The following is a 25,333-nucleotide window of genomic DNA, read 5'->3' as shown; positions in this document are numbered from 1 at the left end:
GGCCCAAGAATAACGCTTTCGGCGACTCACAATGAAAAGCGCCCCACTTGCCGATGGCAGGTGGGGCGCTTTTCTTGCGTCATTGGCACGCCGTGACGTCAGGGGCTACCTGACATCACGGCGCGGGCAGATCAACGTTCGTGAGCATCCACGGTGACGATGACGCGCACGCTGTCCAGACGCAGACGCGTGGTCTCGATGGCGCCATCGAGAGCGGCACGCTCCTGGCGCAGCGCTTCCAGCTCTTCCTCGCGCACCGACGGGTTGTGGCTGGCCAATGCTTCGAGGCGGGCGAGCTCTGCACTGAGCTGCTCACGCATCTGCTGCTGGGCCTGCTCGACGATGCTCGGCAGTTCGCGCTCGGCTTCCTGCTCGGCATCGCTCATCAGCTTGCGCAGTGTCGCGTGGCTCTGCTTGATCAGATCACGTGCGACCGCCTTCTTGACCGGCTTGAGGTTCTTGGCCAGCCCGCCGAAGGAGACCTTGTCGGACAGGTTGCTGCCGTTTTCATCCAGCAGCACCCGGATGGCGGTCGGTGGCAGGAAGCGACCCAGGCGCAAGCCGCGCGGTGCGGTGGACTGGGTGCGGAACACCACTTCCGTCATCAGGCGACCGCCCGGGATCGCCGGGTGCTTGAGCAGTGCCAGCGCCGTGTTGCCCATGGAGCCATCGATGATGCGCACCAGCATCTCGCGGACCAGCGGGTGCTCCCACGACAGATGCTGGACATCTTCGCGTGACAGCGCCGTGGCGCGGTCGCTGGTGACGCTGAAGCCTTCCTCGCCCTTCACCAGCCCCGGCAGGCCGTCGAGCATGTGCGGGCCTGGCGCCAGATAGGTGATGCCATCGCCGAGGTCCCGGCTCTCGATGCCGAAGATGTCGAAGGCGCGCTCCAGATAGCCCGGCAGCGCCTTGTCGTTGTCCAGTGTCTCGATGGCGGCGATGACTTCCGCGGCGCGCTCGTGACGACAGGCATTGAGTTCCAGCAGACGGTTGCGACCGGACTGGCGCTCGGCCTGCAGGGCGTCGAAGCGTTCGCGGGTCTGCTCGATGATGCTGTCGATCTCTTCGCTGTCGAGCAGGGCTTCTTCCAGCTCGTCACCGAACTGGGAATACAGCTCGCTGCCGATGCCGTGGGGCGCACTGAAGGCGTCCATGCCATCGCGGTACCAGCGCAGCAGCTGGGCGCCCGGTGAGCCTTCGAAGACCGGTACGTGGATCTCGATCGGGAACTGCTGGCCGATGCGGTCCAGACGCCCGATGCGCTGCTCGAGCTGGTCCGGATGCACCGGCAGGTCGAACATCACCAGGTGGTGGCAGAACTGGAAATTGCGGCCTTCCGAGCCGATTTCCGAGCACACCAGCAATTGCACGCCTTCTTCCTCGGAGGCAAAGGCGGCGGCGGCGCGATCACGCTCGACCAGGCTCATGCCCTCATGGAAGACCGGTGCATGCACGCCGCCCAGCACGCGCAGACCTTCGGACAGCTCACGCGCGGTATCGGCGGTGTGACAGATCACCAGCGCCTTCTCGTTGCCGAGGTCGGTCAGGGTTTCCAGCAGCCACATGACGCGCGGGTCGATCTGCCACCAGGGCTCGGCGTTCATGCGGTCATCAGGCAGGGCGCGGTACATCTCGTCGAGGAACAGCACCACCTCGGGGTGGTTCATGCCGGTCTCGATCAGCAGGTCATCGAGGTAGTCCTCGTCACGCTCCAGCTTGCGCACCACACGCCGGTAGGAGGAGGGCAACTCCAGCTCATGGACGTGCAGACGACGCTCGGGGAAGCCTTCGACGTGGGTGCGCGAGTTGCGGAACATCACGCGGCCGGTGCCGTGGCGGTCGAGCAGCTGGTCACGCAGCTGACGACGGGCGCTGTCGCGCTGGGCGTCATCGCTGTCGCTGTCCATCAGGGTCTCGAGCAGGGCGCGGCTGTCGCCGTCATCCAGCACGGCGGTCAGGCTGTCCAGGCCGCTGGTGTCAGTCGGCAGGGCGTCCAGGCTGTCGATGGCCGAGGCCACGGCGACGTAACCCTCTTCCTCGGCCTTGAAGCGCTCCAGGTCGTGGTAGCGCTCCGGGTCGAGCAGGCGCAGGCGCGCGAAGTGGCTCTCCAGCCCCATCTGCTCCGGTGTGGCGGTCAGCAGCAGCACACCGGCGGTCTGGCGAGCGAGTGATTCGACGCAGGCATAGCCCGGGCCGACCTTGTCTTCGCTCCAGTCGAGGTGGTGGGCTTCATCGACGATCAGCATGTCCCAGTCGCAGGCGGCAGCCTGGACCTGACGCGACGGGTTGGCGAACAGCCAGTCCTGGCTGGCCAGAATGATCTGGTTGCCTTCGAAGGGGTTGCGCGTGCCGTGGGCCTTGCATTGCTCTTCATCGAGCAGCGAGACATCCAGCGCGAAGCGGCGCAGCATCTCGACCAGCCACTGGTGGGTCAGGCTCGCCGGTACCAGGATCAGGGCGCGACGGGCACGACCGCTGAGCAGCAGGCGATGCAGGATCAGACCGGCTTCGATGGTCTTGCCCAGGCCGACTTCATCGGCCAGCAGCACGCGCGGTGCGTGACGGCGGGAGACCTCATCGGCGATGTACAGCTGGTGCGGTACCAGGTCGACCTTGGGGCCGGAGAGGCCCAGCGCGGGGCTCTGCTCGACACGATGGAAGTGGCGCAGGGTGCGGTAACGCAGGTCGAACCAGTCATTGCGGTCGACCTGGCCGGTCAGCAGGCGGTCACGGGCCTGGTTGAACTGCATCTTGTCGTTGAGGCGTGCCTCGGGAAGCTCGAGCAGCTCGCCGGCGCTTTCGCCTTCACGTTCACAGATGTAGAGGATCTGGCCGCGCACTTCCTTGGAATCATCGACGATCAGCCATTCGCCATCGTCGGACTGGATGCGGTCGCCATTGCCGAAGGCGACTCGGGTCAGGGGCGCCTCGCGGAGGCTGTAGGTGCGGGTTTCTTCGCTGGCGGCAAAGAGGACGGTAACCGTGCGGAAATCGACATTGAGGATCGTGCCAAGGCCGAGATCGGCCTCACCATCACTGATCCAGCGCTGACCGGGAATGAAGTCGCTCATGATGCCTCGGGGTAGGACAAAGACGGGAATCGGGAATACAGGGGCGCGGTATCTTACCGGATCACGCGCCGTGGCTTAAGCGCCTTTTGTCCTTGTGAGGCGTCTTTGTCCTCTCGTGTCATCACTGGGCGTGGTGCACCCATGGCATGAGGCCTTCTCTCATGATTTGGGGGAGAGTGTCCGTCACGATCCGGACGGGGGCATCAGCGCCTGCAGCTGGGCGCGGCTCAGCTCGCCGATGTGGCGTTCGATCAGGCGGCCTTCGCCATCGAATATCAGGGTGGCGGGCAGGCCCTGTGCGTCGGCGAGCCCCATCAGCTGCATGGCGGGGTCCAGCAGGGCGAACTCCAGCGTGAGTCGCTCACTCTTTAGGAAACGAGTGACCGCGAGCGCCTGTTCGCCCTGATTGGCCAGCACCACGGTGACATCCGGCCGGGCGTCCACCTCGGCCAGCAGCGGCATCTCCCGGCGGCAGGGCGGGCACCAGGTAGCCCACAGATTGACGATCACGCGCTGATTGCGGACCTCATCCAGCGATACCGGGCGACGATCCAGATGATGCAGGGTGATCGACGGCATGCGCTCGATGGAATGCGTGCTGCCTAGCGGGTCGAGCTGCTTGAGGCCGAGGAAAGCGGTCAGGCCCAGAGTCAGACTGCCCAGCGCGATGACCTGGCGAATCACGCCATGCCGGCGCAGCAGCCACAGGCTGGCCAGGGTCGCGGCCAGCATGCCGCCGAGCAGGTGGTAGCCCGGTTGCCACAGCTTGAGAATATCCAGCGGTGTCTGCTGATAACTTGCCCAGTGCAGGGCGACGTAAGTGAGGCGCGCACCGATCACCCAGCTGACCAGCATGCGATTGAACCAGCGCGAGGGGCTCAGCGGTGAAGAGTCGTGAGCGGGCGCGGTCGTGCCCCTGGCGTGCATGCGCGCCAGTAGACGAATCAGCAGCGAGAACTCGATCAGCATCACCAGGGCTGCCACGAAGGCATAGAGGCGTTCGACGGAAATCAGGGCAGGGCCCAGAGCGATGGCATCCATGCGGTTATCCTTTGGCGGTTTCCGGGAAGGGGCATTCGGGTCAGCACTACCTGTCGAGCGGCGCTTGGCCGGCGCTGCAGTCGCGAGGCTCGAGTATGCGATAATCGACGGACTTCGACATCCACGCCTCGCGCGCTGAGCATTGCTCTGGCGCCGAGGACGCTCCAGGGATATCCCCATGCTTTCACATCATTATGACCGTAGCCGTGCGATCGCCGTTGCCAGTCAGGCCGCCGGCCTTATCGCCATCGTCGCGCTGGAAACCTGGCTGGGGGATGCCGCCCGCCCGTGGCAGGGGCTGGTGTTCGCCCTGATGCTTGCCTGTGGACTGGGGCTGGCGCTGCGCAGTTACTACCTCAAGCAAAAGGCCCGCCGCGACCGAGAACGTGCTGGTCGCGAGCGGGCCCGCAAGGCGAGTGACACCTGGATGTCCGATTGACGCAGGTGAGCGACTCAGTAGCTCTGCAGTCGGTAGCCTTCACGCTCCATGCAGTACTTCAGCAGCGTCTGTTTCTCGTTGTCTGACTTGTCCGTCAGGCCAAGTTCGTACTGGCAGCCGGCCCAGGTGTTGTGAGCCTCCGTGCTGTTGGCACCGGGCTTCTCCCATTGGGTACGGGTGGAGGCGCAGGCGGAGAGCAGGGAGGTGAGCAGCAGGGACAGCATGGCAAGGCGCAGTGTGTGCATGTGGCATCCTGAGGGATGTAAGGCATTGGAGGGGAGTTCGTCACTGGGCAGCATCAGCCGCAGGAAAACCTTCCAGCATCAAAAAAGCCGCTGATCAGTGATCAGCGGCTTTTTCAGATATCTGGTCGGAGTAGCAGGATTCGAACCTACGACCTCTGCCTCCCGAAGGCAGCGCTCTACCAAGCTGAGCTATACTCCGATGCGTCGTGAGCTTGTCTCGACGGAGGTGAATTATACGCAGACAGCTTTGCTTTGCAAGCCCTTGAGGTCAAAAAGTTTTATCGATGTCTCAAGGGGCAATTCGGCTGTCGAGAAGCGCGCTTCTCTTCACCTCATCCTGCCGGTACTTCTCGTCACGTTTTCCTGCTGGTGGTCTGTCTCCCCGTGGCTGAAAGGGGGATCAGGCCTGACGGCCGACACTCAACAGCGCGATGCGTTCGAGGCTGGCGCGGAAGTCGCTTTCTGGCAATGCCTTGAGTTCCGTCAGAGCATTGTCAGCCATTTCCTGGGCGCGGCTGCGGGTATAGTCGAGGCCGCCCGTGAGGCGCACGACTTCCAGCACCTCATCCAGCTGCTCCAGTCCGCCCTTCTCGATGGCGCCACGTACCAGGCTGGCCTGCGCCGGGCTGCCGACCTGCATGGCGCGAATCAACGGCAGGGTCGGCTTGCCCTCGGCCAGGTCATCACCGACATTCTTGCCCATGGTCTCGGCGTCGCCCTGATAGTCGAGCAGGTCATCGATGAGCTGGAAGGCGAGGCCCAGGTAGCGGCCATAGTTCTGCAGCGCGCTGACCTGTGCCGCCGTGACGGTGCCATCCGCTTCCTGGGCGAGTATCGCCCCGGCATGCGCGGCTGCCTCGAACAGCATGGCGGTCTTGCCGTGGATGGTCTCGAAGTAGGCGGCTTCATCGATGTCGGCATTGCCGATGTTGGTCAGCTGCAGGACCTCGCCTTCGGCGATGGTGCAGGTGGCGGCGGAGAGAATCGCCATCACGTCCATCGAGCCGACTTCCACCATCATCTGGAAAGAGCGGGAATAGAGGAAGTCACCGACCAGCACGGAGGGCGCATTGCCCCAGGTGTCATTGGCGGTGGAGCGACCGCGACGCAGACTGGACTCGTCGACGACATCATCGTGCAGCAGTGTCGAGGTGTGCATGAACTCGATCAGTGCGGCCAGGTTGATGTGGCGATCACCCTGATAGCCGAGTGCGCGGGCTGCCAGCAGCACCAGGACCGGGCGCAGGCGCTTGCCACCACTCTGGATGATGTACTGACCGATGGTCTGGACCAGCGGCACGCGCGACTCGAGCTGCGCGAGAATGGTGCGGTCTACGGCGGCGAAGTCATCTGCCACTGCCGCGTGAAGGGTCGATGCGTCGGCTTGCATGAGGTCGTCGTGCCCGTAGCGAGAGGTGAGGCCGCCGTGGCGTGCCATTTGCCGGTTATGCTATGGGGCACCCCTATGGCCGTCAAGGCGTGCACCCGCGCAGGGATGCAGGCTGGCGGCGGGTCGGACGTGTGCATCTTGACATTGCTTGTCGATCGCGGCACGCGGCGCTATAATACGCGGCCGTGACTCATCCCGCTCCCTGTCAGATGGCTCCAGAAGGGGCGCCACTCGCAGCAGGCCACCCAAGAGCACACCCTTGATGAGTTCGATGGAGAGAATCATGTACGCAGTTATCAAGAGCGGTGGCAAGCAGTACCGCGTTCAGGAAGGCCAGACCCTGAAGCTCGAGAAGCTTGAAGTCGCCACTGGCGAAACTATCCAGTTCGACGAAGTCCTGATGGTCGCTGAAGGCGACGACATCAAGGTCGGCGCTCCGCTGGTTGAAGGTGCCAAGGTTGCTGCCGAGGTCGTGTCTCACGGCCGTGGCGACAAGGTCACCATCATCAAGTTCCGTCGCCGGAAGCACTCCATGCGTCGTGCGGGCCACCGTCAGTGGTTCACCGAAGTCAAGATCACTGGTATCTCTGCGTAATTGCAGCGCTACCCACCATAGGAGAATTATCCAATGGCACATAAGAAGGCGGCGGGCTCTACCCGCAACGGTCGCGATTCTGAATCCAAGCGCCTTGGTGTGAAGCTGTTCGGTGGCCAAGCGGCTATCGCCGGCAACATCATCGTGCGTCAGCGCGGCACCCGTTTCCACGCCGGTACTGGTGTTGGCATCGGCAAGGACCACACTCTCTTCGCTCTGGCCGACGGCCACGTGAAGTTCGAGACCAAGGGTCCGAAGAACCGCAAGTTCGTCAGCATCGTTTCTGCCTGAAACGTCTGACAGCTTACGCAGACTGGACGATGCCCCGGTATCGTATGACGGTCTGCAAGGAAGCCCCGCTCAGGCGGGGCTTTTTTGTCGCATGACGGCCCGGGTCGTCGTCAGGAGAGAGCAGCATGCAGTTCCTTGATGAAGCGTCGATCATTGTCGAGGCCGGACGTGGCGGCAATGGTTGCCTGAGTTTTCGCCGTGAGAAATACGTGCCGCGTGGTGGCCCCGATGGGGGTGACGGCGGGCACGGCGGTAGTGTGTACCTGATCGGGGATGATTCCCTCAATACCCTGATCGACTTCAAGTTCCAGCGCTATTACCAGGCCGAGAGCGGTGACGCCGGCCAGGGCCGTCAGATGGCGGGCAAGGCGGGTGAGGACCTGATCGTCAAGGTGCCGGTCGGCACCACCGTGATCGACGAGGAAACCCTCGAGATCATCGGTGACGTGACGGAAATCGGCCAGCTGGTGCTGGTTGCGCAGGGTGGGCGTCGTGGTCTGGGCAACATCCACTTCAAGTCCTCCACCAATCGCGCGCCGCGCCAGACCTCCAAGGGCACCTGGGGTGAGCGTCGCAACCTGCGCCTCGAGATGAAGGTGATGGCGGATGTCGGCCTGCTGGGCATGCCGAATGCCGGCAAGTCGACGCTGATTCGCGCCGTCTCCGCGGCCAAGCCCAAGGTCGCCAACTACCCCTTCACCACGCTGGTGCCGAACCTTGGCGTCGTGAAGATCGGTAGCCACCAGCACTTCGTGATGGCCGACATTCCCGGCCTGATCGAAGGGGCGGCGGATGGCGCCGGCCTGGGGCTGCGCTTCCTCAAGCACCTGACGCGCACGCGCCTGTTGCTGCATGTGGTGGATATCGCGCCCTTCGACGAGAGCGACCCGGTCCATGCGGTCGAGGCGATTCTCAATGAGCTCAAGAACTTCTCCTCGGCACTCACGGAGCTGCCGCGCTGGCTGGTGATCAACAAGATCGATCTGCTGGCGGAAGAGGATCGCGAGGCGATGGTCAAGGACCTCGTCGAGCGTCTGGGCTGGGAAGGTGAGCTGTTCGTCGTCTCCGCGGCCAGTGGTATCGGCACTCAGGAGCTGGTGCAGGCCGCACACCGCTGGCTGGGCGAGCAACGCCTGCAGCTGGCGGAAGATCCGGAAGCTGCCGAGGCGCATGCCGCCCTGCTGGCGCGGATGGAGAACGAGTCGCTGGAGCGCGCTGAAGAGCGCCTGACACGTCGCAAGCGCAAGAAGGGTGACGAAGAAGAGGACGATGACGACTTCAATGACGACGATTACGACGTCGAGGTCGAATACGCGCCCTGAGGTCGAGGTTCGTCCGGTGGCTGCCCTGCGAGGCAGTCACCGAGTGACGAGCGACCCGCTTCGCGATTCACGCCCCGCCCCGAGCCTTCTGGTCTCGCGGCGGGGCGTTTTCGTTGCAGGTACCGCTCGAGGATGATGACAGCAGCGGGGCGGGAGCGGACAATGACGCGACGGGGCAGTCACAGCCTGCCGAGCGGGGCGGGAGACCACATGACAGGAGATAGTGCGGTGGCGGAGCAGAAGGTGGCGGAAGTGGCGGAAGTGGCGGAGATGGGCAGTCGGGTCGGACGTGAGGCATTGGCCCGGGCGCGGCGCGTGGTGGTCAAGATCGGCAGTGCGCTGCTGACCGACGACGGCCGCGGGCTGGACGATGCCGGTATCGGGCGTTGGGTCGACCAGATCGCGGCACTGCATGCGCGTGGCATCGAGGTGATCGTGGTGTCTTCCGGCGCGATCGCCGTCGGCATGTCCCGGCTTGGCTGGACGGCGCGACCCAGTGGCGTGCATGAGCTGCAGGCCGCGGCGGCGGTCGGCCAGAATGGCCTGACCCAGTGCTATGAAGAGCATTTCCATCGTCACGGCCTGACCACCGCCCAGATTCTGCTGACCCACGACGATCTCTCCAATCGCAAGCGTTACCTGAATGCACGCTCGGCGCTGCGCACCCTGGTGGAGCTGCGCGTGGTGCCGGTGATCAACGAGAATGACACTGTCGTCACCGACGAGATTCGCTTCGGTGACAACGATACGCTCGGCGCGCTGGTCGCCAATCTGCTGGAAGCCGATGCCCTGTTGCTGCTCACCGATCAGGAAGGGCTGTACGACGCCGACCCGCGCCATGATCCGGCGGCCAGGCTGATCGAGGAAGCGCAGGCCGATGACCCGATGCTGGTCAAGGTCGCCGGTGGCGGCGGGGTGCTGGGGCGTGGCGGCATGGCCACCAAGGTGCGGGCGGCGCGCCTGGCAGCCCGCAGCGGCGCGCTGACGGTGATTGCCTCCGGCCGCCAGCCTGACGTGATCACGCGCCTGGCCGCTGGCGAGCGCTTCGGTACCCTGCTGCTGCCCGAGCATGCGCCGATCGCGGCGCGCAAGCGCTGGATCGCCGGGCAACTGCAGGTGCGGGGCACCCTGACGCTGGATGCCGGAGCCGTCAGCGTGCTGACCACGCGTGGTTCCAGCCTGCTGCCGGTGGGCGTGAAGAAGATAGACGGCACCTTCAAGCGCGGTGACCTGGTGCAGTGTGTCGATGAATCCGGCGCGCGGATCGCCAAGGGGCTGGTCAACTATTCCGCGGTCGATGCCGAGCGCATCCTGGGGCTGCCGAGTCATCAGATCGAGGCTGCGCTGGGCTATATCGAGGCGCCGGAGCTGATCCATCGCGACAACCTCATCGTGCTGTAGGGCGCATGAGGCCTGCCGATGCGGGCCTCATGCTGGCAGTCATCCGTCCGGCCATGCTAGACTCTGCCGTCCTGTCGGGAGCTGGTCCGCTCCGATGGCGAAGGCTTGGCGGGGCTTCCACGTCAAGTCGCTGATTTCTCTATGGTCTTCACGTCAAGTGTCGAAAGCGAGAGATGACCGGACCCGCTGTCGCCCCGCGACAACGTCTTCCAAATTCAAGTTCATGAGTACGCGCCTACGGGTGGACTCATAAGGAGCATCAAAGTGGCAAACTCCAAGCAAGCTCGCAAGCGCGCTCGTCAGGCTGAAGTCCGTCGTCAGCACAACTCCGCACAGCGTTCCGCCGTGCGTACCAGCGTCAAGAACGTGCTGAAGGCCGTCAAGACTGGTGACCACGCTGCTTCCATGGCCGCTTTCAATGTCGCGCAGAAGGTCCTCGACCGTTACGCCGACAAGGACATCCTGTCCAAGAAGAAGGCCGCTCGCGTCAAGAGCCGTCTGAACGCACGCGTCAAGGCACTGGCTGTCTGAGACGTGTTCGCGTGAAAAAACCGGCTTCGGCCGGTTTTTTTGTGTCTGTCTATCGTGTTGGATGGCATCGGTATCGGATCAGGGAAGTGAAAGGGGTGTCAGGGTGAGCAAGCCGCAGGATGAGTCGCCCAGAGGCGATCAGGATGTCGGGAAGGAGTCGGGTCGCCAGGCCGTGCAGGCTGGCTCTCAGGCGACGGCTCAGGCAGAGACCAGCAGTGGAGACAGCCTGCCGGTGCGCGCGGGACTGCTGCGCTCCGGACTGATCGTCAGCGTGATGACGATGCTGTCGCGGGTGCTGGGGCTGGCGCGAGACGTGATCATCGCCAGTCTGCTGGGGGCAGGCAGCGGGGCGGATGCCTTCTTCGTGGCCTTCAAGATCCCCAACTTCATGCGTCGTCTGTTCGCCGAGGGGGCCTTCAATCAGGCCTTCATTCCGGTGCTGTCCGAGTATGCGACCCGGCGCACGCGGGAAGAAGTCCGCGAGTTGCTGGATGCCGTCAGTGGCAGTCTCGGCGTCATCCTGGCGCTGATCACGGCGCTGGCGATGCTGTGCGCGCCCTGGCTGGTGTGGGTCTTCGCGCCCGGGTTCGGTGACGATGCCGGCAAGCTGGCGCTGACCGGTGACATGCTGCGCCTGACCTTCCCCTATCTGCTGCTGATCTCGCTGACCGCCTTCGCCGGCAGCGTGCTCAATACCTGGAATCGCTTCGCGGTGCCGGCCATCACCCCGGTGCTGCTCAACCTGAGCCTGATCGGTGCGGCGCTGTTGCTGGCACCGCGTTTCGAGACACCCGCCATGGCGCTGGCCTGGGGCGTGTTGATCGCCGGTGGCGTGCAGCTGCTGTTCCAGGTGCCGTTCCTGCTGCGTCTTGGCCTGATGCCCAAGCCATGGCCGAACTTCGCCCACGAAGGCGTGCGGCGCATCCTCAAGTTGATGACACCGGCGCTGTTCGGGGTCTCGGTCTCGCAGATCAACCTGCTGCTGGATACCGTGCTGGCCTCGTTTCTGGTCACCGGCAGCGTGTCGTGGCTCTATTACTCCGACCGGCTGGTCGAACTGCCGCTGGGCATCATTGGCATCGCCATCGGCACCGTGATTCTGCCGGCGCTCTCCAAGCGTCACGCGGAGCAGTCGCTGGAGCACTTCCAGAAGATGCTCGACTGGGCGCTGCGTTCGGTATTGTTGATCGGCGTGCCGGCGGCGCTGGCGCTGGGCGTGCTCGCGGAGCCGCTGCTGATCACGTTGTTCCACTATGGGGCGATGACGGACAATGATGTGGTGATGTCGGCCCAGAGCCTGCGGGCCTACAGCTTCGGGCTGCTGGCCTTCATGCTGATCAAGGTGCTGGCACCGGGCTTCTATGCGCGTCAGGACACGAAGACGCCGGTCAGGATCGGCATCATCGCGATGGTCGCCAACATGGCCTTCAACCTCGCGCTGATCGTGCCGTTGGCCCATGCGGGCCTGGCATTGGCCACGGCGCTGTCGGCCTTCCTGAATGCCGGGCTGTTGGCGCGTGGCCTGTATCGCGAGGGTGTGCTGCGCTTCCAGCCGGGCTGGGGGCGCTATTCGCTGACGCTGATTGGCGGTTGCGCCCTGATGGGCGGCGGCCTGCTGTGGCTGTCACCGGACTGGACCACCTGGCTCGGTTGGGGCCTGTGGGAGCGCTGTGCGATGATGGGGGCGCTGGTCGTCGGCGGTGTGCTGGTCTATGCACTGTGGTTGGGGCTTTGCGGCATACGTCCGCGCCACTTCCGCATGCAGGGCTGAGCCCCGACTCCCGATTCACAACTCGCGTTCCAGCAGTTTTCTCTCTGGTGGGGCAACGGTGGCTGTCAGCGCCGTGCCCCTTCGCTATAATCGACCACTTTCGGCGGCTTGTGTGATGCACGCATGGACTTGATCAGAGGACTCCACAATCTCGCCCGCCTGCGCAAGCAGGATGGCAGTCGCGGCTGCGTGGCCACCATCGGCAATTTCGATGGGGTGCACCTCGGCCACCAGGCGATTCTGGAGCAACTGCGCGAGCGCGCGGCGGCCTATGGGCTGCCGGCCACGGTGGTGGTGTTCGAGCCGCAGCCGCGCGAGTTCTTCGCGGGTGACAAGGCGCCGCCACGCCTGACGCGACTGGCGGAAAAGGTCCGCCTGCTGGGTAGCCACGGCGCCGAGCGCGTACTGTGCCTGCCCTTCAATGAGGCGCTGCGCTCATTGTCGGCCCGTGAATTCATCGAGCAGGTACTGATCGATGGCCTCGGCGTGCGCCACCTGGTGGTCGGCGACGACTTCCGCTTCGGCTGTGATCGTGCCGGTGACTTCGCGCTGCTGGAGCGCATCGGCGCCGCCGAGGGCTTCGCGGTGGAGCATACCCGCACCTTCGAGATCGCCGGTGAGCGTGTGTCCAGCACTCGCGTGCGCAAGGTACTGGCCGCGGGTGACATGGCATTGGCCGCCAGATTGCTGGGACGAGCCCATCACTGGCAGGGGCGCGTGGTCGCGGACCGTCAGCTGGGGCGTACCATCGGCGTGCCGACCGCCAATCTGCCGCTGCCGAATGCGCCGCTGGCAGTCTCCGGCGTCTACGCGGTGATGGCGCATCTGGCCGATGGCCGCGCCTGCCCGGCGGTAGCCAATATCGGCTGGCGCCCGACGGTCGGCACGCCGCGCCCGGTCCTTGAGGTTCACCTGCTGGACTTCGCGGAGGACCTCTATGGCCAGTCGATGCGTGTCAGCTTCTGTGCCTTCCTGCGTGGCGAGCAGCGCTTCGATGGCCTGGAGGCTCTCAAGGCCGCCATCTACGCCGATATCGCATTGGCACGCCGCTTCTTCGCGCTGGCCGCAGGCGAGACGCCCGCCAGTGATGAGCAGGCATTGCTCGATTGCATGACCTCGATGGCTGACCTGCCGCTGGCCAGCCGTCCGCTGAGCGCACTGATGAATGCGCCGACGGCACCCTTACACGGCACTGCTGAGGTGTCTGATTCCACAGCTCGGGAAGCTCAGGCTTCCCGCCCCCACGACGGCTGACCCGAAAGGCTATGAGCGACTACAAGCACACTTTGAATCTGCCCGATACCGACTTCCCGATGCGCGGCAATCTCCCCAAGCGTGAGCCGGACCAACTGGCCCGCTGGAACGAGATTGACCTCTACGCGCGTCTGCGTGAAGCAGGCAAGGGCCGTCCGAGCTTCGTGCTCCACGACGGCCCTCCCTATGCCAACGGCAATATTCACATCGGTCACGCCGTCAACAAGATTCTCAAGGACATCATCGTCAAGTCCAAGACGATGGCGGGCTTCGATGCGCCTTACGTGCCGGGCTGGGACTGTCATGGTCTGCCCATCGAGCACAAGGTCGAGACCACCCACGGCAAGCATCTCGAGTCCGAGAAAGCCCGTCACCTGTGCCGCGAATACGCGGGCGTGCAGGTGGAAGGTCAGAAGCACGAGTTCATCCGTCTCGGCATCGTCGGTGACTGGGGCAACCCGTATCGCTCCATGGACTTCGCCAACGAAGCCGGTGAGATCCGTGCGCTGGCCGAGATGGTCAAGGGCGGTTATGTCTTCAAGGGCCTGAAGCCGGTCAACTGGTGCTTCGACTGTGGCTCTGCGCTTGCGGAAGCGGAAGTCGAATACGCCGACAAGACCTCTGACGCCATCGATGTCGCCTTCGCGGCAGACGACAGCGCGGCGCTGGCCAAGGCCTTCGGCCTCGAGTCACTGAGCAAGCCGGCGGCGATCGTGATCTGGACCACCACCCCGTGGACCATCCCGGCCAACCAGGCGCTCAACGTTCACCCGGACTTCGTCTACTCGCTGGTCGATACCGGCGAGCGCCTGCTGGTGCTCGCCGAGGAGCTGGTCAAGGACAGCCTGGCGCGCTTCGGGCTGAGTGGCGAGACACTGGCGACCGTCAATGGCGCGGCACTGGAGAATCTCAACTTCCGTCACCCGATCTACGATCGTCTGTCGCCGGTCTATCTGGCCGACTACGTCGAGACCGGTGCCGGTACCGGTATCGTCCACTCCGCGCCGGCCTACGGCGAGGATGACTTCCACACCTGCCGTCGTTACGGCATGAGCTTCGACGAGATCGAGAGCCCGGTGCAGGGCAACGGCGTCTACGTGCCGGACCTGCCGGAATTCGGTGGTCAGTTCATCTGGAAGGCCAATCCGAACATCGTCGCGCGTCTGGAAGAACTCGGCGCGCTGATGGCGCACGAGAAGATCACCCACAGCTACATGCACTGCTGGCGCCACAAGACGCCGGTCATCTATCGCGCCACGGCCCAGTGGTTCGTCGGCATGGACATCGCCGGCACCGATGGCGTGACCCTGCGTGACAAGGCGCTGTCCGCCATCGAGGACACCACCTTCATTCCTGCCTGGGGCCAGGCGCGCCTGAAGAGCATGATCGCCAACCGCCCTGACTGGTGCATCTCGCGTCAGCGCAACTGGGGCGTGCCGATTCCGCTGTTCCTGCATCGCGCCACTGGCGAACTGCACCCTGACAGCGTCGCGCTGATGGAGGCGGTCGCGGATCGTGTCGCCGAGCACGGCATCGATGCCTGGTGGTCACTCGACAGCCAGGAGCTGCTGGGCGATGAGGCCGAGAACTACGAGAAGGTCACCGACACGCTGGACGTGTGGTTCGATTCCGGCACGACTCACTGGCATGTGCTGCGTGGCTCGCACCCGCATGGTCACGAGGAAGGTCCGCGTGCCGACCTGTACCTGGAAGGCTCCGACCAGCACCGTGGCTGGTTCCACTCGTCACTGCTGACCGGCTGTGCCATCGACGGCCACGCACCGTACAAGGCACTGCTGACTCACGGTTTCACCGTCGATGCGCAGGGCCGCAAGATGTCCAAGTCGGTCGGCAACGTGGTTGCGCCGCAGCAGGTGATGGACAAGTTGGGTGCCGACATTCTGCGCCTGTGGGTGTCCTCCAATGACTATTCCGGTGAGATGGCCGTCTCGGACGAGATCCTCAAGCGGACTGCCGATGCCTATCGCCGCATTCGCAACACCTCGCGCTTCCTGCTGTCCAACCTGAACGGTTTCGAGCCCGAGCGTGATGCGCTGGCCTTCGACGACATGCTGGCGCTGGACCAGTGGGTGGTCGATCGTGCCGCCCAGCTGCAGGCACGTGTCGAGCTGGCCTACGAGGAATATCGCTTCCTCGATATCTATCAGCAGGTGCTGACCTTCTGCTCGCGTGAGCTGGGCGGCTTCTATCTGGATGTCATCAAGGACCGCCAGTACACCACGCAGCCGAACTCGCGTGCGCGTCGCAGCTGTCAGACGGCGCTGTATCACGTGATCGAGGCGCTGGCACGCTGGATGGCGCCGATCCTCTCCTTCACCGGAGAAGAGATCTACGCCAACATCCCGGGTCCGCGCAAGGACACCATCTTCCTGGAGACGGCCTACACCGGCCTGACCACGCTGGCGGATGATGCCCCCATGGGGCGTGAGTTCTGGGAGCAGGTGCTGCACGTCAAGCAGGCGGTCAACAAGACGCTGGAAGGCGCGCGCAACGCCGGTCTGGTCAAGAATGGCCTGGCGGCGGAAGTCACCCTTTACGTCAATGACGAGCTAAAAGCACTGCTGGCAAGTCTCGGCGACGAGCTGCGCTTCGTGATGCTGACCAGCGGCGTGACCCTGGCGCCTCTCGATGCTGCGGGTGACGCAGAAGAGACCGAAGTGTCCGGCCTCAAGGTGGCGGTCAAGGTCAGCGAGAATGCCAAGTGCGAACGTTGCTGGCACCACCGTCCGGAAGTCGGCACCCTGCCGGAACATCCGACCCTGTGTGGCCGCTGCGTGACCAACCTGCCGGATGGCGAAGGCGAGACGCGTCACTTCGCGTGATCGCTGACGCGACCGCGGCATCGTTCAGCCTCCGCTGAGCGCTGATATCGAACGCCGGGCTCTGGCCCGGCGTTCGTGTCTTGCCGCCGACGGATTCATTTCATGCAGGGATGCCCATGGCATCCCCGACAGGAAGGTAACATGACGTCTTCTTCACAACCGCCTGCCAGTGAGGCCGGCTCGGCCGCCAGTGAGCCGATGCGTTCGCCGTTGCGCTGGCTGTGGCTGTCAGTGGTGATCGTGGTGCTGGACCTGACCACCAAGTGGTTGGCCAGCAGTTCTTTGATCTATGGTCAGGCCAACGAGGTGCTGCCGGTCTTCAATCTGACGCTGCTGCACAATACCGGCGCGGCCTTCAGTTTCCTGGCCGGTCATGACGGCTGGCAGCGCTGGCTGTTCGCCGGCATCGCCGTGGTGGCGGCCATCGGTCTGAGCATCTGGCTTGCGCGCCTCAAGCGTCACGAGACCTTCACGGCGCTGGGCATCGCGCTGGTACTGGGTGGCGCACTGGGCAATCTTTATGATCGTGTCGTGCATGGTTACGTGGTGGACTTCCTGTCCTTCCACTGGGGCAATGCCTTCTTCCCGGCCTTCAATGTGGCGGACGTCGCCATCAGCTTGGGAGCCGTGGCACTGATCATCGAATCCTTCCGTGGCCGCTCCGAGTGAGTGGCGCAAACGAGGTCAGCATGAGCGAATATCGTATCGCCGAAAACATGGAGGTCAGCCTCCATTTCCGTCTGCGTCTGGAAGACGGTACCGAAGTGGATTCCACCTTCGACAAGACGCCGGCCACCTTCCAGGTAGGCGATGGCAACCTGCCGCCGGGCTTCGAGCGGCCGATCATGGGCATGGCGGCAGGTGAGACCGGCAGCTTCACGGTCACGCCGGAGCATGCCTTCGGTCAGCACAATCCGCAGAATGTCCAGACCGTGGCGCGCAAGAGCTTCGATGACGAGATCGAGGTCGGCATGGTGATGTCCTTCGCCGAGCCGTCAGGCTCGGAGCTGCCGGGCATCATCCGCGAGATCGATGAGCGTGACGTCAAGGTCGACTTCAACCACCCGCTGGCCGGGCGTACCCTGACCTTCGAGGTCGAGGTGCTGTCCGTCTCCCCCGCGACCACGCACTGAGTCTTCTTTCCCAGGGGCACCTCACACGTGTGCCCCTTGCCATCAAGCGGAGCCTGTCATGCAGATCAAGCTGGCCAACCCGCGCGGTTTCTGCGCCGGAGTGGATCGCGCCATCGATATCGTCAACGGGGCGCTCGACGTGTTCGGGCCGCCGATCTACGTGCGTCACGAGGTGGTGCACAACCGCTTCGTGGTCGACTCCCTCAAGGAGCGCGGCGCCATCTTCGTCGAGGAACTGCACGAAGTGCCGGATGACGTCATCGTCATCTTCTCGGCCCACGGTGTCTCGCGTGCGGTGCAGGAAGAGGCCGAGCGTCGCAACCTCAAGGTCTTCGATGCCACCTGTCCGCTGGTGACCAAGGTGCACATGGAAGTGCTGCGCTATGCGCGCAAGGGCCAGGATTGCGTGCTGATCGGCCATGAGGGTCACCCGGAAGTCGAGGGCACCATGGGTCGCTATGACACCTCCAAGGGTGGCACCATCCACCTGGTGGAGGACGAGTCCGATGTGGCGCGCCTGGAGGTCAAGGACCCGGATCAGCTGGCCTTCGTCACCCAGACCACACTGTCCATGGATGACACGGCGCGTGTGATCGATGCGCTGCGCGAACGCTTCCCGGCGATTCAAGGGCCGCGCAAGGACGATATCTGCTACGCGACCCAGAATCGTCAGGACGCCGTACGCATGCTGGCGGAAGCCTGCGATGTGGTGCTGGTGGTCGGCAGCCCCAACAGCTCCAACTCCAATCGCCTGCGCGAACTGGCCGAGCGCATGCAGACCCCGGCCTGGTTGATCGATGATGCCGAGCAGATCGAGGCCGCCTGGCTCGAGGGTATCGGCAGTATCGGGATCACGGCAGGCGCAAGTGCGCCCGAAGTGCTGGTGCAGGGCGTGATCGATCGCCTGATGGCACTGGGGGCTTCGGCGCCCGAGGAACTGGAAGGTCAGGAGGAGAATATCGTCTTCTCCATGCCCAAGGAGCTCAAGGAGCGCTTGATCGCCTCGGATCAGATTCGCGAGCTGTAACGCTCTGTAAGTCATTGGTCATCTGAAAGCCGCGACTCTGTCGCGGCTTTTTTCATGTCTGATCCGCAATATCTGACTCTTTGTGAGTTATTGCGCATGTTCTCAATGCCCTGATCATTCCGGTGAGCGTTGATCTGGCCTGAGGATATATGAAAAAAAATGTAATGCTCGGTTACGAAAATGATACATAATGGAGGGTAAGCCACCTCTGGAGATATCGGCATGCTATGCCATCCCCTAGCCAAAAGCGTCATCGGTGCTCGTGCACGACGCGGGGCAGCGGGAGCGTGCGGGCCCAGAGGAGCACGAGGCTTCACGCTCATCGAAGTCATGATGGTGGTCGCGATCATCGGGATTCTGGCGGCGGTAGCAGTGCCATCCTATCTCGGGTACGTGGAGCGCAGCTGGCGTTCTCATGCTCAGCAGGCGCTGGGCCAGCAGGCCAGGCAGTTGCATGGCTTCTATGGACACGATTTCTCCGAGGCGCCGGTGCTGGAGGGTGAGTTGCCAGCCGATGGCGTCAGCAGTATCGAGGATGCCGGCGGCAATCTGCGCTACCTGATCTCCTATCGCAGCCTCACGCCGAGCACCTTCGTGTTGCAAGCCACTCCGCAGGGAGCACAGCTCAACGATGACTGCGGCATTCTGTGGATGGATGAGGTCATGAATACCGGCGCGGAAGGAGGGGGGCGGTGTTGGTGAAGTCTGCGAGACCATCCTCTCGACATCGGGTCGGGAGAGAACTGCCTTTCGCGTTGCATGAGAGGCCACGAGAGGCCGGGGAGCCTGACATCATGCGTCATTCACGCGGTTTCACGCTGATCGAGCTGGTGGTGACGGTGGCGATCATCGCCATCATCGCTGCCTGGGCGGTGCCTGCCTGGCAAGGGATGGTACAGCGCTCTCAGGTGGAGTCCGACGTGCGCGCCCTGACGCATGCCCTGGCGATGGCACGCAGTGCCGCGACCAGTCGCGGCACCATGGTCAGCGTCTGTCCCTATGCTCCGAGCGTTGCCACGCCGAACCCCACTGTCTGTGATGCGGACTGGTCGAATGGCTGGGTGGTGTATGAAGGCAGTGGGGCCAATTTCACGGCAGGGGATCGCATGTGGGTTCATCAGGGCAGCAACTCGGTGGCGCAATCCGGCGGTGCCAGTCGTATCACCTTCAATGATCGCGGCACACTCAACAGCGGCAACAGCACGCTGGTGTTCTGCGCAGCCTCGGATTCCACTTCCGTGGTGGTGGCGCCTTCAGGGCGCGTGAGACTCGAGACGGGAGGTGATTGCTCATGACAAGACGTAACCCTCCGAAGATCGCGACGGCGCATCGTCAGCGTGGCGTCGGTCTGATCGAGGCGCTGGTGGCCGTGCTGCTGCTTGGTGTCTCCTTGCTGGGGCTGGGGCTGCTGCAGGTGCAGACGTTGCAGCATCAGCGCGTCAGTTACAGCAATACGGTGGCACAGCTGCTGTCATTGGACATGGCCGAGCGCATCCGGGCCAATCTCGAAGCCATTGCGCAATACGATGGTGCCGATACGCAGGACCCACCGGACAATGGATGCTCGTCAGACTGCACGCCTGCTCAGTTGGCCAATCAGGATGTGATCGACTGGCGAACGGCCATTCAGGGTTCCACTCTGACCAGCGGTGTCGGCAACGTGACGGTAGACGAGCGCCTGGTCGGCGGTGCCGGTATCGGGGTGCATGACGTCAGTGTCCAGGTGCAATGGAGCGATACGCTCAACGGTGGAGTGGATATCCAGGCATATCGCTTCGAGGTGGAGCCATGAACCCGCGTGTCTCTATCGCTGGCAAGAAGTTCTCTCGCTCTCCAGCCTCTCGCGCGCATCAGGCGGGGGTTGGCCTGGTCGAACTGATGATCAGTCTGGTGCTGGGTCTGCTGATCACGGCGATGGCAGTGCAGATGTTCTCGACGTCACGCAGTACCGTGAGTACCCAGGAAGCCCTGTCCTATCTTCAGGAGTCGGCGCGTTATGTCTCGTTCCGGCTTCAGCCCCTCATGCGCAATGTGGGCTACGCGGGGTGTGCCAACAGTCGTGATATCACCAATGCCAGTTCAGTGGATGACTCCCACGATCTCACGGCGCCCTTCGGTGGGCAGCAGCGTACCCAGCGTAGCCTCAGCTATTTCAATCTGACGTTCGTCGCCGCCAGCAAGGATGGCGATGAGATCACGCTCATCAGCAGCATGACCTCACTGGGCGGACCGCTGAGCGTGCGCAATGGCAGTGAAGCGGCCTTCGTGACCGACGAGTTCGCGCTGGTCAGTGATTGCAACAGCACCGATGTCTTCAAGGTGTCGGGGACGACCCAGGGCAGTATCGAGACCAACGATACCCTGTCGCGTTCCTATGGCAGTTCACAGTCATCGAACGCCTATCTGTATCCGGTGCAGGCCTGGGAGCTCCGGCTGGATGATCAGGCCAATGACAGCTCGGTGCGTGCGCTGTATCTCGATCGCATCGATGCCACCTTTGCGCGCGAAGAGCTGGCCTCTGGCGTCGAGGGCTTCGATGTCAGCTTCAGTCTGGACACCACTGGCAACGGCAGTGTCGATCGGGTCAAGGTGCCTGCCGCCACGGTTCGCAGCGAAGACCGTTGGGATGAGGTGCGTCGCATCGAGATCGCCCTGACGCTCGAGAGCCTGCCAGGCGTGGTGCCGGGCGGAGATAACGATGGCCGTCTGACACGCACCTTCAATCTCACGTTCACGCCGCGCAATCTGCAACTGAGGGGCAGCTGATGCATACATCGCCGTCAACATCCGGGCCCTGTGCGGCAACGAGGGGGCCCGCGCATCAGCAAGGCATCGCGCTGCTGATCGTGCTGGTCATGCTGGTGGTGATCGGTCTGCTGGCCGTCACCGGCGTGGAGGACAGTCAGTTGCAGACCCGGATGGCCGTCAACAGCCGCAACTTCGAGCAGTCCTATTACAACGCCGAGACCAGCCTCAGCATCGGTGAGCGGGCGTTGCAGGAGGGTCTGGAGAATGGCGCCTGGGAACTGGGCGATTTCGATGACTCGGCTGGGCTGATGCTGGCACTCCCTGAGGATGCGCCGCCGATCAACCCGCTCTCTGAAGCGGATTGGCAGGCCAATGGCATCGATACGCTGGATGATGATAACGGCGCGGTGATCGGGGCGTACGTGATCGAGTATCTGGGCAAGGTCGGTCAGCCCCCACTGAATACCAGCAACGAATTGAATGCGGTCGGTACGCGCCTGGATGCCTTCCGCGTCAGTGCAATGGGCCTGGGAGGCGGCAATGGTGCCTCCTGGACAGTGGTGCAAAGCGAGTTGGAACTGGGCCCTTACTTCTGAGAGGAGCATGAACATGCGTTATCTGCTGAGTGGTGCCCTATGCCTTTTCGCTCTGCCTTGCCTGGCGGCTCCCGGGGAAATCGCTCGTGCGCCAGTGACGGAAGCCACGGGTGTTCAGCCCAATATCCTGTTCATTCTTGATGATTCGGGCAGCATGGCCTGGGAGGATACGCTCAATCAGGGCGTCGAATACTGGGGCTATCAGCCCGCCTCGTCGGTGCTTGGAGACTCCGGAGTCTACTCGATCAGCAACTTTGGGACTGTCAGTCATCAATCCCAGACCAGCGTTGCCCGCGCCATTGGCTCGTGCAATGGCTTCAATGTCCTGGCCTACAATCCGGCGCTCACCTATGCCCCCTGGGCGGGCAAGGATCGCTTTGGAGCGGATTACCTCGACGCGACGCTCCTGACGGCGCGCGCGAATCCCTATGAGCCGACGACAACCGTCAATCTTACCGGGGTCTATTACATGCCCTGGACGGACAATGACGGTGACGGCGAGTATGACTTCGAGGAGTGCGGGCTTTATCGAAGTGGCAATGGTCTTTATGTGGATACCACGCGTCAGACCTACATCAACCAGCAGTCCGCCGCGCAGAAGACCAACTTCGCCAACTGGTTCACCTATTACCGCGACCGCATGTCCGTTGCCAAGTCGGCCATGGCAGGCGTCATCGATACCAACGAGTCTCGGGTAGGCCTGCGTACCATCCAGGGGCGCAACAACCGCAACGTCGCGGACATGACCGACGACGATGAACGTGACGACCTGATGGAAGAGCTGTTCACCGCTTATCCCTCCGGCGGGACTCCACTGCGTACGGCCTTGAAGAATGCCGGCGAATACTTCGCCAGTACCGGGAACAATGCGCCCATCCTGAGTGCGGATGAAGGCGGCATGTGTCAGCAGAATTACGCGATCATGATGACTGATGGCTATTGGAATGGCTCAAGTCCCAGTGTCGGCAATGTCGATGGTGGCAGCGGTGATTACATCAGTGCCAGTCACCGTGACAGTTACTCCAATACCTTGGGTGACGTGGCGATGTATTACTATCGCACCGACCTGCGCACTGATCTGATCAATAGCGTTCCCACCGTGCCGGATGTGGATGAAAACCCGTCCCAGCACATGGTCACCTACACTGTCGGCTTCGGGGTGGATGGTTCCCTGACCGAGAATCCATCCGGTATCGATACCTCCTTCACCTGGCCTCAGCCGGTGTCCAATACCAATACCACCATTGATGATCTTCGCCATGCCGCCTGGAATGGACGCGGCGAGTATCTGAGTGCTGCCAACCCCCAGGCCCTGATCGATGCATTGAACAATATCGCCCAGTCAATCGCGGGGCGTGCTGCCAGCACCGGCAGTCTGGATATCAGCAGTGGTAGCCAGACCAGTGATGCCTATGTCATCCAGACGACCTATGACCCGGCCAACTGGGCGGGGGATGTGGTCGCACGCAAGATCGGCAGCGATGGCACCTTGAGCAGCACATCCGAGTGGTCCGTCGCGGAGTGGTTGCGTGACGATGCCGGTCGCAGCAGCAGTCGCAAGGTGATCACCTATAATCCGGGGATTTCGGACGTCGACGAGAAGGCCTTCTTCTTTGATATCGAGGAGGCCGGCTCATTGGAGGCGGAACAGATTCTCGACCTCGTCGGTTTCCTGGACGAGACGCTGTTGACCGATGCCGTGCTGATCTCCGTGCGTGAAGCTGCAAACGGGGTCTCCGGGACTCTCGGCAACGGTCTGGGGCTCGGCCTGGGGAATGGCAATGGTCTGGCCAATGCCCTGGGGTTGACCGGCGGGCAGAGCGGCGTGCTGGAGCTGGTCGGTGATACCGTGACGCAGCTGACGGGGCAGATTCTGGATACGAGCGGGACCTTCCTCACGCTCAATGGGACACCGCTTGCCGTGAGAACGTCGGAGCTCGAGAATCTGATCGGCTATCTCAAGGGCGATGATACCTATGAAGGTACCTTGTTCCGTGATCGTGACGACAACTATCTCGGTGATATCGTCCACGCCTCGCCGGCCATCGTCGGCCCGCCTTCCGCCAGCTACCGCAATGACATGGAAGTGTCTTCGTACCGCTCCTTCAAGACCTTGCATGAAGATCGCCAGTCGATGATCTACATCGGTGCCAACGATGGCATGCTGCATGCCATCGACATGGAAAGCGGGGAAGAGAAATTCGCCTACATGCCATATGCCGCTTTCAGCATCGAGGGAGGGCGTGGCATTCGTCAGCTCGCCGACCAGAATTATGTTCACCAGTATTACGTCGATGCCACGCCTGTCGCGCGCGATGTCCACGTACAACTGGGAGAGGAAGACGCTCCCAGCTGGCATTCGGTCCTGGTGGGGGGGCTTGGCGCGGGTGGCAAAGCGGTCTACATGCTGGATATCACGGATCCCGAAGCCTTCGACACGCTGGGGGAGTCCAATGGCACCTCGCCGGCGGATATCGTGCAGTGGGAATTCACCCACGAGGATCTCGGTTACACCTTCAGCGACATTCAGGTTGCTCGACTTGATGATGGCAAGTGGTACGCCATCTTCGGCAATGGCTACAACGCGGATAGTGACGGGCGTGCCAAACTGTTCATCGTGGATCTGGAGGACCCGGAAAACTTCGCGCTGCTGGATTCACAGCAGGGCAGCAATGCCGGGGGGTCCTGCACGTCAGCCAACAGCGACTGCAATGGCATGTCGAGCCCGGAGCTGGCGGACATCGATGCCGATGGCATTACCGATTGGGTCTACGCGGGTGATCTTCACGGCAATGTCTGGGTGTTCGACATGCGTGATTTCTCGTTGGATGACGTGGGGAGCGGCGAGACGTCGCGCCTCTTCCAGTCATGTGCGGTGGCTCTGAACAGCACGACATCGACCTGTCCGACGGCTTCGCGCCAGCCCATCACCTCGCGAGTGGCCGTGGCACGCAGCGGTGTCTTCAACAGTACCGTCGATACGCCGTACCTGAATGTCTATTGGGGGACGGGGCAACTGTTGACACTGCAGGATGCCATCGACACCTCGACGCAGTCTTTCTATAGCGTATTGCACACGGGCGACACGACGCGTCGTTATCACGGACAGCTGGAAAAGCAGAGCTTCACGAACATCACCGGGGTCAGTGATGCACGTACCGTCACCGGTGTGGGTGTCGATTATGCCAATCAGAACAACAATGGCATCCAGTACGGGTGGTATGTGGAGCTTTCCGATTCCGGGGAGCGTCTGGTGACGATTCCGGCAGTACGTGGCGATCTGATCGTCTTCAATACCACGATCCCGGGCAGCAATGGCCCCTGTACCGGTGGTGCCAGCGGCTGGTTGAATGCCCTCAGCCTGCGTAATGGTCTGCAACCGGTCCGCAGCAACAACAGTGTCCAGCAGGTCTTTGACTACAATGGCGACGGCAAGGTGGATGCCAGCGACAACGTCAACAATCAGGTCGTGCTGTCGATAAAGACGGACGGGGAGCCCACCTCGCCCAAGTTCCTGGGAGATACCCAGTACGTCGGTCAGGGCGGTACCAATCAGGTGGTCGAGATGGCCATGGACTTCGGGATCGATGGACTGGAAGGCCGTAGTGCCTGGTACCAGCTGCGCTAGGAGA

At 62.9% G+C, this 25,333-nt stretch carries 22 protein-coding genes and 1 tRNA gene; 18 read left to right on the top strand and 5 right to left on the bottom strand.

The annotated features are described in order from the left end of the window. Positions 1 to 131: 131 nt before the first annotated feature. Entirely contained in the window at positions 132 to 3,074 is a 2,943-nt protein-coding gene (rapA, locus tag PJK54_RS16345; protein WP_077373406.1) for an RNA polymerase-associated protein RapA, read from the bottom strand. A 183-nt stretch (positions 3,075 to 3,257) separates the two neighbouring features. Then, positions 3,258 to 4,115, bottom strand: coding sequence for a TlpA disulfide reductase family protein (locus PJK54_RS16340; RefSeq protein ID WP_271303373.1), 858 nt, complete (start codon positions 4,113 to 4,115; stop codon positions 3,258 to 3,260). A 178-nt stretch (positions 4,116 to 4,293) separates the two neighbouring features. On the opposite strand from PJK54_RS16340, the gene PJK54_RS16335 reads away from it, so the two are divergent. Next, positions 4,294 to 4,554: a hypothetical protein gene (locus PJK54_RS16335; RefSeq protein WP_077373412.1), complete on the top strand. Its 261-nt coding sequence runs from the start codon at positions 4,294 to 4,296 to the stop codon at positions 4,552 to 4,554. 14 nt (positions 4,555 to 4,568) lie between these two features. On the opposite strand, the gene PJK54_RS16330 is transcribed toward PJK54_RS16335, so the two are convergent. The 3 genes from PJK54_RS16330 to ispB form a co-directional block, all read right to left on the bottom strand. Then, complete coding sequence (locus PJK54_RS16330) at positions 4,569 to 4,799, bottom strand: hypothetical protein (protein WP_077373415.1); 231 nt, start codon at positions 4,797 to 4,799, stop codon at positions 4,569 to 4,571. Between the two features lie 122 nt (positions 4,800 to 4,921). Further along, a tRNA-Pro gene (locus tag PJK54_RS16325) sits at positions 4,922 to 4,998 on the bottom strand. Between the two features lie 201 nt (positions 4,999 to 5,199). Further along, positions 5,200 to 6,189: an octaprenyl diphosphate synthase gene (ispB, locus tag PJK54_RS16320; protein WP_271303372.1), complete on the bottom strand. Its 990-nt coding sequence runs from the start codon at positions 6,187 to 6,189 to the stop codon at positions 5,200 to 5,202. A gap of 283 nt (positions 6,190 to 6,472) precedes the next feature. On the opposite strand from ispB, the gene rplU reads away from it, so the two are divergent. From rplU to PJK54_RS16235, 17 genes are all read left to right on the top strand, one after another. Next, positions 6,473 to 6,784, top strand: coding sequence for a 50S ribosomal protein L21 (gene rplU, locus PJK54_RS16315; protein ID WP_065392479.1), 312 nt, complete (start codon positions 6,473 to 6,475; stop codon positions 6,782 to 6,784). Positions 6,785 to 6,817: 33 nt separating this feature from the next. Further along, positions 6,818 to 7,075 carry a 50S ribosomal protein L27 gene (rpmA, locus tag PJK54_RS16310; protein WP_043335969.1) on the top strand — a complete coding sequence of 86 codons (258 nt, stop codon included), beginning with the start codon at positions 6,818 to 6,820 and terminating at the stop codon, positions 7,073 to 7,075. 125 nt (positions 7,076 to 7,200) lie between these two features. Next, positions 7,201 to 8,397, top strand: coding sequence for an Obg family GTPase CgtA (gene cgtA, locus PJK54_RS16305; protein ID WP_271303371.1), 1,197 nt, complete (start codon positions 7,201 to 7,203; stop codon positions 8,395 to 8,397). Between the two features lie 270 nt (positions 8,398 to 8,667). Further along, positions 8,668 to 9,798, top strand: coding sequence for a glutamate 5-kinase (gene proB, locus PJK54_RS16300; protein ID WP_136939727.1), 1,131 nt, complete (start codon positions 8,668 to 8,670; stop codon positions 9,796 to 9,798). A 264-nt stretch (positions 9,799 to 10,062) separates the two neighbouring features. Further along, entirely contained in the window at positions 10,063 to 10,329 is a 267-nt protein-coding gene (gene rpsT, locus PJK54_RS16295; protein WP_077373420.1) for a 30S ribosomal protein S20, read from the top strand. 226 nt (positions 10,330 to 10,555) lie between these two features. Continuing rightward, a complete protein-coding gene (gene murJ / locus PJK54_RS16290; protein ID WP_373996132.1) occupies positions 10,556 to 12,100 on the top strand; it encodes a murein biosynthesis integral membrane protein MurJ in 1,545 nt (514 codons plus the stop codon). A 123-nt stretch (positions 12,101 to 12,223) separates the two neighbouring features. Next, positions 12,224 to 13,354: a bifunctional riboflavin kinase/FAD synthetase gene (gene ribF, locus PJK54_RS16285; protein ID WP_077373426.1), complete on the top strand. Its 1,131-nt coding sequence runs from the start codon at positions 12,224 to 12,226 to the stop codon at positions 13,352 to 13,354. Positions 13,355 to 13,365: 11 nt separating this feature from the next. Further along, positions 13,366 to 16,197 carry an isoleucine--tRNA ligase gene (gene ileS, locus PJK54_RS16280; protein WP_271303370.1) on the top strand — a complete coding sequence of 944 codons (2,832 nt, stop codon included), beginning with the start codon at positions 13,366 to 13,368 and terminating at the stop codon, positions 16,195 to 16,197. Positions 16,198 to 16,338: 141 nt separating this feature from the next. Next, entirely contained in the window at positions 16,339 to 16,866 is a 528-nt protein-coding gene (gene lspA / locus PJK54_RS16275) for a signal peptidase II (protein WP_240499635.1), read from the top strand. A gap of 20 nt (positions 16,867 to 16,886) precedes the next feature. Then, on the top strand, positions 16,887 to 17,330 hold the full coding sequence (fkpB, locus tag PJK54_RS16270; protein ID WP_077373432.1) for an FKBP-type peptidyl-prolyl cis-trans isomerase: 444 nt from the start codon (positions 16,887 to 16,889) through the stop codon (positions 17,328 to 17,330). A gap of 58 nt (positions 17,331 to 17,388) precedes the next feature. After that, positions 17,389 to 18,357 (top strand): 4-hydroxy-3-methylbut-2-enyl diphosphate reductase, encoded by a 969-nt coding sequence (gene ispH / locus PJK54_RS16265; RefSeq protein WP_077373435.1) that lies wholly within the window; start codon positions 17,389 to 17,391, stop codon positions 18,355 to 18,357. 222 nt (positions 18,358 to 18,579) lie between these two features. Next, positions 18,580 to 19,059, top strand: a complete 480-nt coding sequence (locus PJK54_RS16260; RefSeq protein WP_271303369.1) for a type IV pilin protein — start codon at positions 18,580 to 18,582, stop codon at positions 19,057 to 19,059. Positions 19,060 to 19,151: 92 nt separating this feature from the next. Then, complete coding sequence (locus PJK54_RS16255; protein ID WP_077373519.1) at positions 19,152 to 19,652, top strand: GspH/FimT family pseudopilin; 501 nt, start codon at positions 19,152 to 19,154, stop codon at positions 19,650 to 19,652. Then, positions 19,649 to 20,149, top strand: coding sequence for a type IV pilus modification protein PilV (pilV, locus tag PJK54_RS16250; protein WP_191237753.1), 501 nt, complete (start codon positions 19,649 to 19,651; stop codon positions 20,147 to 20,149). Before PJK54_RS16255 ends, pilV begins: the two co-directional genes overlap by 4 nt. Then, positions 20,146 to 21,123 carry a PilW family protein gene (locus PJK54_RS16245; protein ID WP_271303368.1) on the top strand — a complete coding sequence of 326 codons (978 nt, stop codon included), beginning with the start codon at positions 20,146 to 20,148 and terminating at the stop codon, positions 21,121 to 21,123. Before pilV ends, PJK54_RS16245 begins: the two co-directional genes overlap by 4 nt. Continuing rightward, the gene (locus PJK54_RS16240) at positions 21,123 to 21,701 is read left to right on the top strand and encodes a pilus assembly PilX family protein (RefSeq protein WP_127734342.1); all 579 of its coding nucleotides are present in this window, start codon (positions 21,123 to 21,125) and stop codon (positions 21,699 to 21,701) included. Before PJK54_RS16245 ends, PJK54_RS16240 begins: the two co-directional genes overlap by 1 nt. A 13-nt stretch (positions 21,702 to 21,714) precedes the next feature. Next, positions 21,715 to 25,329 (top strand): pilus assembly protein, encoded by a 3,615-nt coding sequence (locus tag PJK54_RS16235; RefSeq protein WP_271303367.1) that lies wholly within the window; start codon positions 21,715 to 21,717, stop codon positions 25,327 to 25,329. The last annotated feature ends 4 nt before the right edge of the window (positions 25,330 to 25,333 follow it).

It is taken from the genome of Cobetia sp. MMG027 (genome assembly GCF_027947415.1).
Classification (GTDB): Bacteria; Pseudomonadota; Gammaproteobacteria; order Pseudomonadales; family Halomonadaceae; genus Cobetia; species Cobetia marina.
The sequence above is the reverse complement of the archived record's forward strand: the minus strand, read 5'-3'. Positions and strand labels throughout refer to the sequence as shown.

Coding starts and splice junctions, on each gene's coding strand:
- rapA (WP_077373406.1), bottom strand. CDS start 3,074: ATGAGCGACTTCATTCCCGGTCAGCGCTGGATCAGTGATGGTGAGGCC.
- PJK54_RS16340 (WP_271303373.1), bottom strand. CDS start 4,115: ATGGATGCCATCGCTCTGGGCCCTGCCCTGATTTCCGTCGAACGCCTC.
- PJK54_RS16335 (WP_077373412.1), top strand. CDS start 4,294: ATGCTTTCACATCATTATGACCGTAGCCGTGCGATCGCCGTTGCCAGT.
- PJK54_RS16330 (WP_077373415.1), bottom strand. CDS start 4,799: ATGCACACACTGCGCCTTGCCATGCTGTCCCTGCTGCTCACCTCCCTG.
- ispB (WP_271303372.1), bottom strand. CDS start 6,189: ATGCAAGCCGACGCATCGACCCTTCACGCGGCAGTGGCAGATGACTTC.
- rplU (WP_065392479.1), top strand. CDS start 6,473: ATGTACGCAGTTATCAAGAGCGGTGGCAAGCAGTACCGCGTTCAGGAA.
- rpmA (WP_043335969.1), top strand. CDS start 6,818: ATGGCACATAAGAAGGCGGCGGGCTCTACCCGCAACGGTCGCGATTCT.
- cgtA (WP_271303371.1), top strand. CDS start 7,201: ATGCAGTTCCTTGATGAAGCGTCGATCATTGTCGAGGCCGGACGTGGC.
- proB (WP_136939727.1), top strand. CDS start 8,668: ATGGGCAGTCGGGTCGGACGTGAGGCATTGGCCCGGGCGCGGCGCGTG.
- ribF (WP_077373426.1), top strand. CDS start 12,224: ATGGACTTGATCAGAGGACTCCACAATCTCGCCCGCCTGCGCAAGCAG.
- ileS (WP_271303370.1), top strand. CDS start 13,366: ATGAGCGACTACAAGCACACTTTGAATCTGCCCGATACCGACTTCCCG.
- lspA (WP_240499635.1), top strand. CDS start 16,339: ATGACGTCTTCTTCACAACCGCCTGCCAGTGAGGCCGGCTCGGCCGCC.
- fkpB (WP_077373432.1), top strand. CDS start 16,887: ATGAGCGAATATCGTATCGCCGAAAACATGGAGGTCAGCCTCCATTTC.
- ispH (WP_077373435.1), top strand. CDS start 17,389: ATGCAGATCAAGCTGGCCAACCCGCGCGGTTTCTGCGCCGGAGTGGAT.
- PJK54_RS16260 (WP_271303369.1), top strand. CDS start 18,580: ATGCTATGCCATCCCCTAGCCAAAAGCGTCATCGGTGCTCGTGCACGA.
- PJK54_RS16255 (WP_077373519.1), top strand. CDS start 19,152: ATGCGTCATTCACGCGGTTTCACGCTGATCGAGCTGGTGGTGACGGTG.
- pilV (WP_191237753.1), top strand. CDS start 19,649: ATGACAAGACGTAACCCTCCGAAGATCGCGACGGCGCATCGTCAGCGT.
- PJK54_RS16245 (WP_271303368.1), top strand. CDS start 20,146: ATGAACCCGCGTGTCTCTATCGCTGGCAAGAAGTTCTCTCGCTCTCCA.
- PJK54_RS16240 (WP_127734342.1), top strand. CDS start 21,123: ATGCATACATCGCCGTCAACATCCGGGCCCTGTGCGGCAACGAGGGGG.
- PJK54_RS16235 (WP_271303367.1), top strand. CDS start 21,715: ATGCGTTATCTGCTGAGTGGTGCCCTATGCCTTTTCGCTCTGCCTTGC.